At 74.5% G+C, this 13,328-nt stretch carries 14 protein-coding genes; 5 read left to right on the forward strand and 9 right to left on the reverse strand.

Annotated elements, in window-relative coordinates:
- Positions 1-7: 7 nt before the first annotated feature.
- Together ACFQ6N_RS08000 and ACFQ6N_RS08005 are read right to left on the reverse strand one after the other, a co-directional pair.
- The gene (locus tag ACFQ6N_RS08000) at positions 8-1,492 is read right to left on the reverse strand and encodes an ABC transporter substrate-binding protein (RefSeq protein WP_380647679.1); all 1,485 of its coding nucleotides are present in this window, start codon (positions 1,490-1,492) and stop codon (positions 8-10) included.
- Positions 1,483-2,064: a hypothetical protein gene (locus tag ACFQ6N_RS08005; RefSeq protein WP_380647680.1), complete on the reverse strand. Its 582-nt coding sequence runs from the start codon at positions 2,062-2,064 to the stop codon at positions 1,483-1,485. The genes ACFQ6N_RS08000 and ACFQ6N_RS08005 overlap by 10 nt, the downstream gene beginning before the upstream one ends.
- Before the next feature lie 272 nt (positions 2,065-2,336).
- On the opposite strand from ACFQ6N_RS08005, the gene ACFQ6N_RS08010 reads away from it, so the two are divergent.
- From ACFQ6N_RS08010 to ACFQ6N_RS08030, 5 genes are all read left to right on the forward strand, one after another.
- Positions 2,337-2,921 carry a hypothetical protein gene (locus ACFQ6N_RS08010; RefSeq protein WP_380647682.1) on the forward strand — a complete coding sequence of 195 codons (585 nt, stop codon included), beginning with the start codon at positions 2,337-2,339 and terminating at the stop codon, positions 2,919-2,921.
- A 6-nt stretch (positions 2,922-2,927) separates the two neighbouring features.
- On the forward strand, positions 2,928-5,126 hold the full coding sequence (locus ACFQ6N_RS08015) for an ABC transporter permease (RefSeq protein ID WP_380647683.1): 2,199 nt from the start codon (positions 2,928-2,930) through the stop codon (positions 5,124-5,126).
- A gap of 72 nt (positions 5,127-5,198) precedes the next feature.
- Positions 5,199-5,963, forward strand: a complete 765-nt coding sequence (locus tag ACFQ6N_RS08020) for an ABC transporter ATP-binding protein (RefSeq protein ID WP_380647685.1) — start codon at positions 5,199-5,201, stop codon at positions 5,961-5,963.
- Positions 5,964-6,033: 70 nt separating this feature from the next.
- On the forward strand, positions 6,034-6,738 hold the full coding sequence (locus tag ACFQ6N_RS08025; RefSeq protein ID WP_380647688.1) for an ABC transporter ATP-binding protein: 705 nt from the start codon (positions 6,034-6,036) through the stop codon (positions 6,736-6,738).
- 166 nt (positions 6,739-6,904) lie between these two features.
- Positions 6,905-7,372, forward strand: coding sequence for a hypothetical protein (locus ACFQ6N_RS08030; protein ID WP_380647689.1), 468 nt, complete (start codon positions 6,905-6,907; stop codon positions 7,370-7,372).
- Positions 7,373-7,439: 67 nt separating this feature from the next.
- On the opposite strand, the gene ACFQ6N_RS08035 is transcribed toward ACFQ6N_RS08030, so the two are convergent.
- The 7 genes from ACFQ6N_RS08035 to ACFQ6N_RS08065 all read right to left on the reverse strand — a co-directional run bounded on the left by ACFQ6N_RS08035 (position 7,440) and on the right by ACFQ6N_RS08065 (position 13,253).
- Entirely contained in the window at positions 7,440-7,787 is a 348-nt protein-coding gene (locus ACFQ6N_RS08035) for a hypothetical protein (RefSeq protein WP_380647691.1), read from the reverse strand.
- A 67-nt stretch (positions 7,788-7,854) separates the two neighbouring features.
- The gene (locus ACFQ6N_RS08040; RefSeq protein WP_380647693.1) at positions 7,855-8,244 is read right to left on the reverse strand and encodes a DUF6191 domain-containing protein; all 390 of its coding nucleotides are present in this window, start codon (positions 8,242-8,244) and stop codon (positions 7,855-7,857) included.
- Positions 8,245-8,374: 130 nt separating this feature from the next.
- Positions 8,375-8,902 (reverse strand): ferredoxin, encoded by a 528-nt coding sequence (locus tag ACFQ6N_RS08045; RefSeq protein WP_380647695.1) that lies wholly within the window; start codon positions 8,900-8,902, stop codon positions 8,375-8,377.
- 348 nt (positions 8,903-9,250) lie between these two features.
- On the reverse strand, positions 9,251-10,027 hold the full coding sequence (locus tag ACFQ6N_RS08050; protein ID WP_380647696.1) for a GNAT family N-acetyltransferase: 777 nt from the start codon (positions 10,025-10,027) through the stop codon (positions 9,251-9,253).
- A gap of 350 nt (positions 10,028-10,377) precedes the next feature.
- Positions 10,378-11,169 (reverse strand): SDR family NAD(P)-dependent oxidoreductase, encoded by a 792-nt coding sequence (locus tag ACFQ6N_RS08055; RefSeq protein WP_380647697.1) that lies wholly within the window; start codon positions 11,167-11,169, stop codon positions 10,378-10,380.
- A 140-nt stretch (positions 11,170-11,309) separates the two neighbouring features.
- Entirely contained in the window at positions 11,310-12,047 is a 738-nt protein-coding gene (locus tag ACFQ6N_RS08060; RefSeq protein ID WP_380647698.1) for an MIP family channel protein, read from the reverse strand.
- Between the two features lie 279 nt (positions 12,048-12,326).
- Positions 12,327-13,253 (reverse strand): NADP-dependent oxidoreductase, encoded by a 927-nt coding sequence (locus tag ACFQ6N_RS08065; protein ID WP_380647700.1) that lies wholly within the window; start codon positions 13,251-13,253, stop codon positions 12,327-12,329.
- Between the last annotated feature and the right edge of the window lie 75 nt (positions 13,254-13,328).

The raw sequence follows: 13,328 nt of genomic DNA on the forward strand, positions 1-13,328 counted from the left end.
GGGAGGCCTACGGCTTGTACGGCAACTGCGGCACGTCGAAGCAGTTCGTCGTCATCGACGGCACCTGGGTCACCCAGCCGCCCTGCCCGCCCCCGGCCGAGTCCTGCCAGCGGGCGGCGTTCAGGCAGGCGCGGACCGGGCCGGTGGGCGGCGGCTGCGGGACGAAGGAGGCGGGCAGGATCAGGCCGTGCGCGTCGTACCGCTCGGCGCGGTTCATGAACGCCTCGACGCAGACCCGGGTCGGCGCGGCACCGCAGGAGTCCAGCGCGTCGGTGAGCCACTGCGCGCCCGCCCAGCCCTCCAGCTCCCAGGCGGACAGCTTGTCGGCCCGGTCCGGGAAGTATCGGGCCATCGCGGCCCGGAAGTCGCGCACCGCCGGGTACTGCCCGTCCTCGTAGTCCAGGCTCGACGAGGTCGCCCAGAGCGCGTTGCGGCAGCCCGGCGAGGACCGGTAGTCATCGCGCACCGACTCCGACCAGTTCTGCACATTGGTCACCTTCGCCGCGACCGTCACCCCGGCCTCGTCCAGCGCCCGACACAGCGCCGCGTTGCCCCGGCCGTCCATGGCGTCGAACAGGAGCTGGGAGCCGTCGGCGTGCACGGCCGCCGCCACCGCCTGGAAGTTCGGCAGCGCGAAGTCCACCGTCTGGAGCAGCACCCGGTAGCCCTCGGCCTCCAGCCCGGCCTTCAGCTGTCCGGCGTAACGGGCCGAGTCCGCCTGGTTGTACGCGACCACGGCGGCACTGCCCGCGCCCAGCCGCTGCTTGAAGAAACGGAACACCTCGGTGCTCTGGTACAGCGTCCCGTTCCAACCCACCGACCGACCGTCGCGCGGGGCCGCGCTGCCGTAGATCCCGTACAGGTGCGGCCAGCGGTCGTACGCCGTGCCGATCGGCTGACCGCCGACGTCCGGCACCGCCTTGCCGCTCACGTACGACGCACCCGCGTAGTCGAGGACACTGCCGCTGACGAAGGCGAACACGTGCTCCTGGTCGATCAGCCGGTGCACGCAGTCCTGGTTGCCGACGCCGCTGCCGCCGTCGTCGCAGGTCACCAGCCGGACGGTCCGCCCGTGCAGGCCGCCGCGGTCGTCGAGGGCCTGGAAGAAGGCCTGGGCGCCGTACCGGGGGCCGCTGAACACCTCGCTGCCCACCGGGCTGGTCAGGGAGGTGACGACGCCGATCCGGATCTCGGTGGCGGAGACGCCCGTGTCGGAGGCGGGGTTGGCGCTCCCGTGGCCCTCCCCCGTCCCCGCCGTCGCGCCCGCCGTCGTCCCCGCCGTCGCGCCCGCCGTCGCGCCGGGGGTCGCGCCTGCGGGCCGGGTCGCGCGGGCGGTGAAGGCACTGTCCGGCAGCCGGGTGCCGCAGCCGGCGACGGCCGGCAGGAGCGCGAGGAGCAGGAGGAAGACCTGCGGCCCCGACGCGACACGGCCGGGCCGCCGGCGCGCGGACGCGTCGGCGGCCCGGCCGCGCGAGGGGGAGCTCAGCTGCATCCGGGGACCGGGGTGCCACTGGCGCCACCGGCCTGGGTCAGCAGACCGCACAGGGTCGAGCGGGACACCTTCCAGACACCGTCCTCCAGGACGGACCGGCCGGACGCGCTCGGCTCGACCACCGTGCCCTGGAGCGACAGCGCATACGTGACGGTCGCGTCGGAGGAGTCCGTGAAGGCGACGTCGGTGACCTTCGCCTGCACCTGGCCGACCCTCGGGTCCTGCGAGAAGCCCTGCAGCACGGGGAGCAGCGCGTCGCCGCCCTGGAGCAGCTTGGCCTTGTCCGGGATCGGGGTGTTCGGGTCGAAGAACTTCTCCCAGTTGACGGTGATCTCCCCCTTGGCGGCGGCCGGGTCGGCGGGGGCGGTGCCGGTGGCGCTCGCCGCCGCCGAGGACGCGGACGAGGAGGCGGATGCGGAGGCGGATGCGGATGCGGAGGCGGAGGCAGCGGAGCCGGACGTACTGCTGCTGCACGCGGCCGCCGTCCCCGCCACCAGCAGCGCGAGCAGCGCACCCGCCGTCCGCAGGGCCCGGCCGCCACCCGTGGGGGTGCCGCTTCGCGTCACGTGCATGGTGCTCCCTCTCGACTGCGCCGCCCGGTCCGCCCGCTCGGTGTCCCGGATGCTCGGTGTCCCGGATGCTCGGTGTCCCGGATGCTGTTCCAGGCCGATCCTGGAAACGTCTCAGGTGACACCATGAAGGCGGATCCATGGACGAATCGCAATCCAGCGGAGAAATCACTCATAACAGCCCGAAGAGTTCGCCCTTTCGGGGCACGCGCGGTCAGGTCGGCACGGCCCGAGGCACTTCGGCCCGGAGCGGTTCAGCGGCCCGGGGCCGCGCGGTGCGGGGAGCGCGGGAGTGGACCGGCCGGCTCCTCGTCGCCGCCGGGGCCGTGCTGTGCGTGCTCGGCTGGTACGGGGCCTCCGGGGAGCGCTTCGTCGAACAGCAGATCCCCTACCTGGCCTCGTCCAGCATCCCGGGCGCGGCACTGATCGTGGCCGGGGCCCTCCTGGTCGCGCTGCGCCCACCACCCCCACCGGAGGACGAGGACCTGACCCCTCAACGGGTGGAGCGGCTGTACGAACTGCTGGTCGAGCCGGTGGCCGAGGCTGGACACGATCCCGGCACCGGCGCCGACACCGGCACCGGTGCGGACATGGACGGAGACGTGGACAGGGACGGGGACGGGGACGCGGGCACCGGGCCCGCCGCCCCGCACCCGACCGCCCGGGACGCCGAGGCATGGCTGGCCGTCCCCGGGGGCACCCGCTACCACCGCCCGGACTGCCCGCTGGTCACCGGCAAGGCGAGGGCCGGACCGGTCGGCCCGGACACCGTGCGGACCCGCCGACTGAGCCCCTGCCCGCTCTGCTCGCCGACCGCGTCTGCCACCCGTCCGGGCGAATCCGCCCCACCGGCCGACTGAGCGCCCATGACCTCCGCCGCCCTGCTCACCACGACCGCCGCCGCGACCACGACGACCGCCGCGACCGCCCCCGACTCGCTCGGCCTCACCGTCGACCTCGCCCTCGCCGGGCTCACCGTCGGCAGCGCCGCCGCGCTCAGCGGCATCGGCCTGGTCGTCTGCCACCGCGCCACCGGGGTGCTCAACATCGCCCAGGGCGCCCAGGCCATGGCCGTCGCCTACCTGCTGCGCGACCTCGTCGTGGTGCGGCACTGGCCGGTCTGGCCCGCCGTCGCCTGCTGCCTGCTGGTCGTCGCCCCCGCGCTGGGCGTGCTCCTCGACGTCCTGGTCTACCGCCCGCTCCAGCGGCGCGGCGCCGGACCGGCGGAGACCATGGTCGCCGGGCTCGGCGTGTTCGTCCTGCTCATCGGCGTGGCCGTACTGCTGTGGGGCGCGGCACCGCTGGCCGGCGCGCCCTCCCCGCTCGGCGGCGCCCCGATCCGCCTGCCCGGCGGACACAGCCTGCGGCCCGATACCGTCGCCCAGCTCGCCGCCATCCTGGTCCTCGGCCTCACCGTCTTCACCACCACCCGGTGGACCCGCTTCGGCCTCCGGCTGCGGGCCGTCGTCGACGACCGCCGCCTCGCCGCCCTCACCGGGGTCGACGCCGACCGGGTCTCCGCCGCCGGCTGGGCGTTCGGCACCTTCACCGCCGGACTCGTCGGCGTCGCCCTCGCGCCGTACCTCCTCCTCGACCCGTACGGGCTGCCGCTGCTGGTCATGGAGACCATGGCCGTCGCCGTCGCCGCCCGCCTGCGCAGCATCCCGGTCGCCGTCGCCACCGGGCTCGGGCTCGGCATCGCCCAATCCGAACTCACCCGGCTGCGCCCCTCCGGGCAGCTGCTGCCACTGGTCGAGGCGGTGCAGTCCAACCTGTTCGTGGTCGCCCTGCTCGCCACCGCGCTGCTCGCCGGGCCGCGCATCGGCGGGGAACGGGCCGGGGCCGCGCCGCCGGCCCTCCGGCCCGCCGGGAGCCGCGACCCCGCCCGGAACGGGCGGGCAGGATCGGCCGGGGCCGTCTGCCTGGTCCTCGTCCTGCTCCTGCTGCCGCTCGGCTTCCGGGGCAGCGACCTGCGCAGCGCCCTGCTCGTCCCCGCGCTCGCCCTCGTCCTGCTGTCCGTCGTCGTGGTCACCGGCTACGGCGGACAGGTCTCGCTCGGCCAGGCCGGGTACGCGGGCCTCGGCGCGCTCGGCACGGGACTCCTGATGGCCGGCCGCGTCCCCGGCCTCCCGCCGCTGCCCGCCGTACCCGCGCTGCTGATCGCCGTCCTCGCCACCGCCCCGCTCGGCCTGCTCACCGGCGGGCCCGCGATCCGCCGACGCGGACTCTCCCTCGCCCTGGTCACCTTCGCGGTCGGGACGGCGATGAGCCGCTTCGTCTTCCAGCAGCCGTACGCCACCACCGGACTCGTCCTCGAACGCCCGGCCTTCCTCGCCGACGACCGGGCGTTCTACGCCGCCGAACTGCTGCTCCTCGGCGTCGGCCTGCTCGCCGTCCGGGGCCTGCACCGGGGCCGCCTGGGCCGGGCGCTGGCCGCCATGCGCGACCACGAACCGGGAGCGGTCGCGGCGGGCGTGGACGTCCCGGGCCTCAAGCTCCTCGCCTTCGTCGCGGGCGCCGCGCTCGCCGCCCTCGGCGGCGGGCTGATGGGCCTCGCCGGACGCGCCTTCGACCCCGCCGCCTTCGACCCGGTGCGCGGACTGCTCTGGTTCGCGGCCGTCGTCGTCGCCGGCGCCGACAGCGCCCTCGCCGCCGTCCTCGCGGCCGCGCTCCTCATCGGCCTCGACGCCGGCACCGTCGCCGGCGTCTCCGCCGTGGCCGTCGGTGCGCTGGCCGCCTCCCCGGCGGCCTCGCCGGGCTCCCGCTCGCCTTCCCCCGGCTGCGCCCTCCCCCGCCCCTCCCTCCGCCCCTCACCTCGCCCGTCCCCACGTGCGTTCCCTCGTCCCTCCCCTCCTCCCGTCTCACCCCGGCCGGGCAACGGCTCCGGGCAGCGATCGCGGCCCGGCAGGCCCGGCAGGACGAGACGTCATGAGCCTCACTCATGCCTCCTCACCGGCCATGACACCCGGACACCGATCGCACGACGGGGGCAGGCCCATGAGCGCCGCTCATACCGCCGCCCCCGGTGCGGACCGCTGCCCCGACGCGCACCCGGGCCGCCATGAGCATCACTCATACCGGCGCCCCGCCCACTGCCCCGCGTGGACCCGCCCCCACCACGGCACCGGCGGACCGCCATGAGTGTTGCTCATGACCCCTCCACCGCCCGCCTCACGGCCCGCCTCACCGCGCGGGGCATCGTCCGGCGCTACGGCGGGATCGAGGCCGTGGCCGGGGTGGACCTGGTGGCGTCACCGGGCCGGATCACGGCACTGGTCGGGCCCAACGGAGCGGGCAAGAGCACCTTGTTCGACTGCCTGGCCGGCACCGTCCGCCCCGACGCCGGACGGGTCGTCCTCGGAGGCCGGGACGTCACCGCCCTGCCCGCGCACCGACGGGTCCGGCTCGGACTGGCCCGGACGTTCCAGCAGATCGCCGTCTTCCCCACCCTCTCCGTGGCCGACAACGTCCGGGTCGGCGCCGAACAGCCGACGGCGAGACGGGACCGGCCCGACCCCCGGACCGTCGCACAGCGGACGGCCGACGCGCTACGGCTGTTCGGCCTCCAAGACCTCGCCGCCGAGCCGGCCGGAACACAGCCCACCGGTGTGCTGCGGCTGGTCGAGCTGGCACGGGCCCTGGCGGGCGGACCCCGGGTACTGCTGCTGGACGAGCCCGCCGCAGGACTCGACGTCGCGCAGACAGCCCGGCTGGTGTCCGTACTGCGCGGCCTCGCCGCACGCGGCATGGCGTTGCTGCTGGTCGAGCACGACGCCGAACTCGTCGCCGAACTCGCGGACACCGTCTACGCCATGGCCGAAGGCCGCATGGTCGCGGGCGGCCCCGCCCCGACCGTCCTCGCCGACCCCCGCGTCACCCGCGCCTGGGGAGCGGCGACATGACCACGCACGCCCGGGCGGCGGCGCAGGAACGACCGGCGGTACAGAAACCGCCGGATCGCGGGGTGGCCTGATGCCCGTCGAAGCCGCCCTGCGCGCCGTCCGGGTCCGGTACGGCCCGCTGGAGGCGCTGCACGGCGTCGACTTGGCCTTCCCCTCCGCCGCCGTCACCGTCCTGCTCGGCCGCAACGGCGCCGGACGGACGAGCGCACTGCACGCCCTCGCCGGGATCGTGCCCTTGTCGGGCGGACGGGCGACCTGGCGCGGCCGGGACCTCGGCGGGCAGTCCGCACACCGACGGGCGCGGCAGGGGCTCGCCCTCGTCCCGGCCGAACGCGGCGTGTTCGAGTCCCTGACCGTCGCCGAGAACCTGGGCCTCGGAGGGCCCGGGCAGGACGAGGTACTGGACCTCTTCCCCGAGCTGGCGGCCCTGCTGGACCGACGGGCCGGCACCCTCTCCGGCGGACAGCGGCAACTCGTCGCCATCGGCCGGGCCCTGGCCGCCCGCCCGACCCTCCTCCTGCTCGACGAACCCGAGCGCGGCCTGGCCCCCGCCATCACCGCCCGGCTGCACGCCCGCCTGCTGTCCCACGCCGCCGGCGGCCGAACGGTCGTGCTCGCCGCACAGTCACTCCCGCACACCCTCACCGGAGCCGCCGTCGTCCACGTCCTGCACCGGGGCGAGGTCGTCTTCTCCGGCGAGCCCACCGAGGCCACCGACCTACCGACCGGGCTGTCGGCCGGCCTGCCCCGGCTCGACGGGAACGACGGCCGCTAGGAGCAGCGAGGCGCCAGTACGCCAGGACGGGCCGCCGTGGGAGATCCGACCAAAGACGAGTGGATACGACGATTGCTGACGGTTTCGAAATGATCTGCAGGTACGGTCGGGGAAGATCATGATGTGGGAGCACACTGATCCGCTCATGCGAACGGAGCCCGCAGCGATGGCAGAGTCCCCTGGCGGATTTCAGTCGGTCACGTTCGCGGCCTGGCGTGACCGTCCTCCCGGGCAGGACCGCGCCGCCGATCGGTACTACGTCACGCTGGCGGAACTCCTTGTGCGCCTGGGGAACTTCGGGATCGGTCTCACCTGGAAGGTGCGGATCGACGATGCCCGACTGGTCACCAGGTTCGCCGAGATCGAGAGGGCTTCCTCCGGCGCCGGGATCGGCACCCTGGAGCTACTGGCCCTGGTCGCACCGGACCTCCAGTTTGTCGACGGGGACTTCGCGGGGTACGCAGGCGATGAGCTGAGGGTGGTGCTAAGGGAGTTCGACAGCACGAGTTGGGACCTCTGCACTGCGGACGCCTCAGTAATCCGGGAGATCCGCCGCCACTATCCGGACGCGGCGCCGACTCCTGAGGACGTCCTCCAGGAGATCCCCTGGCCCGCCAACCGCCGGGAGATGTGATCCAACGCTCCGGCTGATCATTTCGGAGCGACTTGAGCCGTGGGCCTTGCCCTCGGCCGGACGGACCCTAGTCCCCCATGAACCACAGGTGGCTGCCGGGCGTCGCCGCGCAGGAGGCCAGCAGCGTCGCGAGGTCGTGGACGGCGACCGTCTGCGACTCGTGGACGCACTGCCGCAGGAGACCGGGAATCTCCCGGAGGGCAGCCTCGGCCTCGCGCTCGTCGAACAGCGTGTCGCCGACACGGTCGACCGAGCCGAGACCGCCCGGGCTGTCCCGGCCCAGCCTGGTCAGTAGCTGCTCCAACGCCTCGCCGTGTTCGTACGATCCCCGGAGGAGCGTTGCCCTCGACGTATGCCAGACCTCCGACTCGGTCCACGTGGGCCGCTCGGAGTGCAGTTCGAGCTCGATCCCCATGATCGCCTCCGTGATAGTCGCGAGCCGAAGCCCATCGCGAACACAGGTATCCCTCAGCAGAGGACCATCATGTGCCGGACAGGGCCTGGTCCTCCTGGGGTGGTTGGACGCGGTTCGGTGTGCTGGGGCTGCCGCCCGGGGCACGGAGGATCCTCGCGGTGCCGGCATCGAGGTCGATCCCGGTCCTGGGGGGTGCGCCGTCGTTCTCGTCATCGCGGAGGACCAGCTCGATCCGACGCTGCTCCAGTTGCACCCGTTTGCCGGCGTAGAGGAGAGCGTGCAGTTCCTCGGTCGCGGTGGCTCCGACGCCGCGCTCGCCCGGGTCGTCGTGCCGCTGCAAACGCTGGAGCACCCACCCTGGCCGCTGGGTCCGCAGCACGAGCTGTCTCGCGGCGGCCAGCAGGAAGAACGCTGCGACCAGGGCAGCGGGAAACAGCAGGCTTCCCGTGACGCTCACCGTGCTCAGCATGTCCGGGTAACGTCCTGTCCGCCGGGGGCAGTTCCGCCCTTTGGGCTTCGGTTCAGGCGGCTCCGAGGGGGCTGCCGTCGTAGGTCGTAGGTCCGGCGGACGGGTCGGGCTTCCTCGTTCACAACTCGGGCAATCGGTCGTCGGGGGTGGGCGACTTCCGCTCCTGCAGCCAGTAGAGGTAGATCCGCAGGTCGCTCGCCAGGCCGCCGGCGATGTAGAGCTCGAAGTCCCGGACCGCGGCGGCGACGCCCTGGTCCGCCCGGGCATCGCACTCCTCCCACATGCTCCGCCGGTCGGAGAGGTACTGCACGACCTGGCCGCGGTCGCGCCACCACTCCCGGACGGCTTCCGGTGTCCACCGGGAGTCGCCGTCGCAGCCGTACCCGAGGAATGGGTCACTGTCTGCCGCTTCGACCAGCAGGGCGGTGTCCGCGAGCGTTCCGGGCTGGCGGTAGACGTACTCGCTGAGGTGCTCGCCACCATAGAGGACGTGGGCGGGTGCCGAGAGGCGCCCCGTCCAGCAGGTGTCCGTCTCCCCTCCGTAGAGGGGCCCGGGGACGTTGAGCCACACCCGGTCCTCCCAGCGGCCCCGAAAGGCATCGCGGTCGTTCCCGAGGGCGGCCACCGGGTCGAAGTAGAGCGTCATCTGCCGAGACTAGGGCATGAGTTCGGGGCTGTTGACGGGTTGACGGTGAAGCAAGGGAACTCCTGGCGGCCTCCGGGCGGAGGGCGCGGGGGTGGCAGCGACGGACCATGGTGCGACTCCCTTCCCGAGGGCCCGGACGGCCCCCGTTCTCGGTGTCCCCACCCTGCCCCGCGGAGCGCCTTCCGCACATGTACCGAACGGCACAACCCGAGCGGAAGAGCCCGGTGTGCCTCCCTGCCGATCGGCAGGGAGGCACACCGTCACACGGGCACACAGGCACACAGGCACACAGGCACACAGGCACACAGGAGACGCGTGAGACGCGGCCCGCCCGGCCGCCCGTCCCGGCTACGGCTGGTACACGTAGGGCGTCGTCGTGCTCACCCAGGCGAAGCCCAGGCGCTGGAGGATGGGGCGGCTCTGGTCGCTCGCGTCGACCTGGAGGTACTCGTAGCCGAGCTCGGCCGCGACGCGGGCCCGGTGGGCGACGAGGGCCCGGTAGATGCCCCGGCCGCGCCAGTCGGGGGCGGTGCCGCCGCCCCAGAGGCCGGCGAACCCGGTGCCGGGGATCAGTTCCATCCGGGCGGCGGACACCGGACGGTCGCCGGCCATGACGACGACCATGCGGACCGTGTCCGTACCGTGCCGGAGGTGGTCGAGCATCCGCTCGCGCAGGCCGGGGAGGTCGGTGCCGAAGGCCTCGTTGTGGGCCGCCACCATGAGGTCCACCCCGGCCGGATCGGTCACCTGCCGCAAGCGCACGCCCTCGGGCAGGACGACCTCAGTGGGCAGGTCCGCGATCCGGGCGATCATCAGCGCCTCGGCCGGCTCGGCCGTGAACCCGGCCGCGAGCAACCGCTCCCCGAGGTCCGCCGGACGGTCGTGCGAGTAGGTCTTCCACTCGAACTCCAGGCCCAGCCCGGTGAAGTGGCGCACCTGCTCGACGATCGCCGCGTCCGCCCCGGCCTCGTCCAGGCCGGACCACAGCACACCGTTCCAGGCGGCCGCCGCACCCGTCTGCCGCACCACCGCGCCTACGCGCTCCACACGGACGCCGGGGCCGTCGGGCCGGGCGTCGCGGCGAATCCGGTCGTCGAACAGGGCGAGTACCTCATCGTGATCCATCCGTTCACTCCAGCACGGCGCGGGAGCGCACGCCATCGGGTTTCCGTCCGGCCGGTCCCGGGCGGACGGTGGCGGGCGGACGGTGGCGGGCCCGCGGCCGGTCGGCGACGGACGGCCGGCCCGGATCGCCTCGCTGGGCACCTCCGTACTGGACGCCGCACTCACCCTCACCCGGCGGGCGGTCGACGCCGGGCACGGGCCGGATGGGGTCTCCGCCCTGGTCGAGTTCCTCGCCGCCGAGGAGCCCGCCGACGCCCGGGGGTACCCGGGTCGGGCCGGGCGCGCAGTCCCCACGTGCCGGACGGCCCGCGTCCGGGGCGACGACGGTGAGCCCAGCGCCACGCGGGGAGTTACTGCGCCAGGTACCCGCCGTCGACCGGCAGGACGGTCCCGGTGATGAAGGAGGCGTCGTCGGAGGCCAGGAACAGCACGGCGGCCGCGACCTCGGCCGGGGCGCCGAGGCGGCCCATCGGGTGGAGCTTCTCGATCGCCGCGAGGTACTCGGGGCCGCCGGGTTCGTCGCGCAGCCGGGCGACGCGTTCGGTGGTGATGGTGCCGGGGGCGACGGCGTTGACCCGGATGCCGCGGTCGGCCCACTCGACGGCGAGGTGCTTGGTGAGCCCGGAGGCGACGAACTTGGCGGGCCCGTACACCGCTTGGCCGCGCTGGCCGGCCTCGCCGGAGATGGAGGAGAGGCAGACGATCGAGCCGCCGGGCCGCTCCTGGGCGGTCATCGCGCGGATCGCGTACTTGCAGGTCAAGAACATGCCGCGGCCGTCGACGGCCATCACCCGGTCCCAGTCCTCGGCGGTGGCCTCGGTGATCTCCATCAGCGGGATCACCCCGGCGTTGGCCACCAGGACGTCCAGTCGCCCGTGCCGGTCCACGGCGGCCTCCACCATCCGCCGCGCGTCCTCGTCGCGGGCCACGTCGCCCACCACCGTGCTGACGGCGCCCGGGAGTTGCTCGGCGAGGCGGCGCAGCCCGGCGGCGTCGATGTCGGTGGCCACCACCGACGCTCCCTCGCGGACGAACCGCTCGGCGACGGCCCGCCCGATACCGCTCGCCGCACCCGTCACCACACAGGACCGGCCGGCCAGCCGCCCGGCCGCGGGGCTTCCCGCCGCGTTCACCGTCACCATGGGCGCGACTCTACCGACCGGAGGGGCCGGGGGCGGGGATCCGCCGACATCCGCCGGCATCCACCGCCCCAGGCACACCCCCGGCACACCGCAGGCACACCGCCGGCACGCCCCCGCGCACCCCCGGCCGCCTCCTACTCCTACGCGCGCGCCCGGGCGTCCGTGGCGAGCGCCTCGGCGGCGGCGAGGTTCGGCTGCGGGTGGGTCACCAGGTGGGCGGCCGCCGCGAGGGCGCCGCCGACCAGTGGGGCGAGCAGGAACAGCCACAGTTGGGACATCGCCCCGCCGCCCGCGAACAGCGCCGGGCCGAGGCTGCGCGCCGGGTTGACGGAGGTGCCGGTGAGCGGGATGCCGACCAGGTGGACGACGACCAGGGCGACGCCGATCGGCAGCCCGTCGAAGCCGACGACCGCCAGCCGGTGGGTGACCGCGAGGACGACGTACACCAGCAGGAAGGTGAGGACGACCTCCGTCAGGAACGCTCCCCCGGCGTTGATGTGCACCTGGGAGCGGTCGCCCCAGCCGTTGGTGCCGAGCTTGTCGTGCGTGTCCAGCCCCGGTATCTGCTTCGCCAGCAGCAGGACCAGCGCCGCGCCGGCGATGGCGCCGAGGAACTGGGCCACCCAGTACGACACCGCCGTGCGCCCGTCGATCCGGCGTGCCAGCAGGAAGCCGAGCGTCACCGCCGGGTTGACGTGGCAGCCGGAGACCGGCCCGAGCGCGTACGCGAGCGCGAGCAGCACGAAGCCGAACGCGAACGCGATGCCCACCGGGCCGATCGCGTCGCCCGCGAGTACCGCGGCGCCCACCGCCAGCAGCACCAGGAGCAAGGTCCCGAGGAACTCGCCGATGACCGCCCGCCTGTCCGTTCCGCCCATGCGGTCCGCCCTTCCGTCCGTGGGCGGCCCGCTGCCGCCCGCACCCGGTCCACCCTGGTCAACCGTTCGGGGGACCGCATGTCGGCCGGACGGCCCACAGGCGTGATCACGGCGCTTCCGCCCGTCGAATTACTCCGAACGGGTGAGCGGACGGGGTCGGCCGGGCAGCGGGCGGGGCCCCGCCAGGGCGCGGACCGCTCCCCAGCCGCTCCCCGGCCGGAGCCCGGCCGGGCAGCGGACCGCCGCACGGCGGCCACCGCGGCGCCACCGGATCCCGCGTCAGACCGTGAGGACGATCTTGCCGCGCAGGTGCCCGACCTCACTGACCCGCTGCGCCTCGGCGGCCTCCGCCAGCGGGAACACCTGGTGCACCGGCAGCCGCAGGGTGCCCGCCTCGTGCAGGGCGAGCGCGGCGGCGTACGCGGCCTGGTGGTGGAACTCGGCGTCGGCCCCGCCGGTGGCGAGGACGCCGTACTTCTCCGCGCCCTCGAAGTCGGCGATGGTCAGGACCCGGTCCGCACGGCCCGTCAGCTCGATCGACAGCGGCAGCACCCCGCCCAGGCCGGCCACGTCCAGCACCCGGTCCACCCCGCCCGGGGCGACCGCCCGGACCCGCTCGGCCAGGCCCTCGCCGTAGGTCACCGGGATCGCGCCGAGCTCGCGCAGGTGGTCGTGGTTGGCCTCGCTCGCGGTGCCGACCACGGTGATCCCCCGGGCCCGGGCGAACTGGAGCAGCACGGTGCCGACCCCGCCCGCCGCGCCGTGCACCAGCAGGGTCTCGCCGGGCCGCACGCCGAGCACGTTCAGCGCCCGCTCGGAGGTCTCGGCGGCCACCGGGACCGCCGCGGCCTCCTCCCAGCCGAGCGAGGCCGGCTTGCGGGTGAGCATCGCGGCGGGCACCAGCGCGTGCTCGGCGTAGCCGCCGCCCATCACGGCGCCGAACACCTCGTCGCCGGGCGCGAAACCGCTCACACCCTCGCCGACGGACTCGACCACGCCGGCCAGCTCGTAGCCGGACACGGCCGGGAGCTCGACCGGGAAGACCTCGGCCATCGCGCCGCTGCGCACCTTGTGGTCCAGCGGGTTGACGCCGACCGTGCGGACCGCGACCCGCACCTGGCCGGCCCCGGGGGCGGGCACCTCGATGTCGACCGGGCGCAGCACGTCCGCGCCGCCGTACTCGTGGAAAGCAATCGCCTTGGTCATGGAAAGTCCCTGGGGTTTCGTGGAGTTGGTTCTTCCGACAGCTCCCATCCTGCCGCCGGGGCGGCGGGCGGCGAC

It is taken from the genome of Kitasatospora sp. NPDC056446, assembly GCF_042796115.1.
Taxonomy (GTDB): domain Bacteria; phylum Actinomycetota; class Actinomycetes; order Streptomycetales; family Streptomycetaceae; genus Kitasatospora.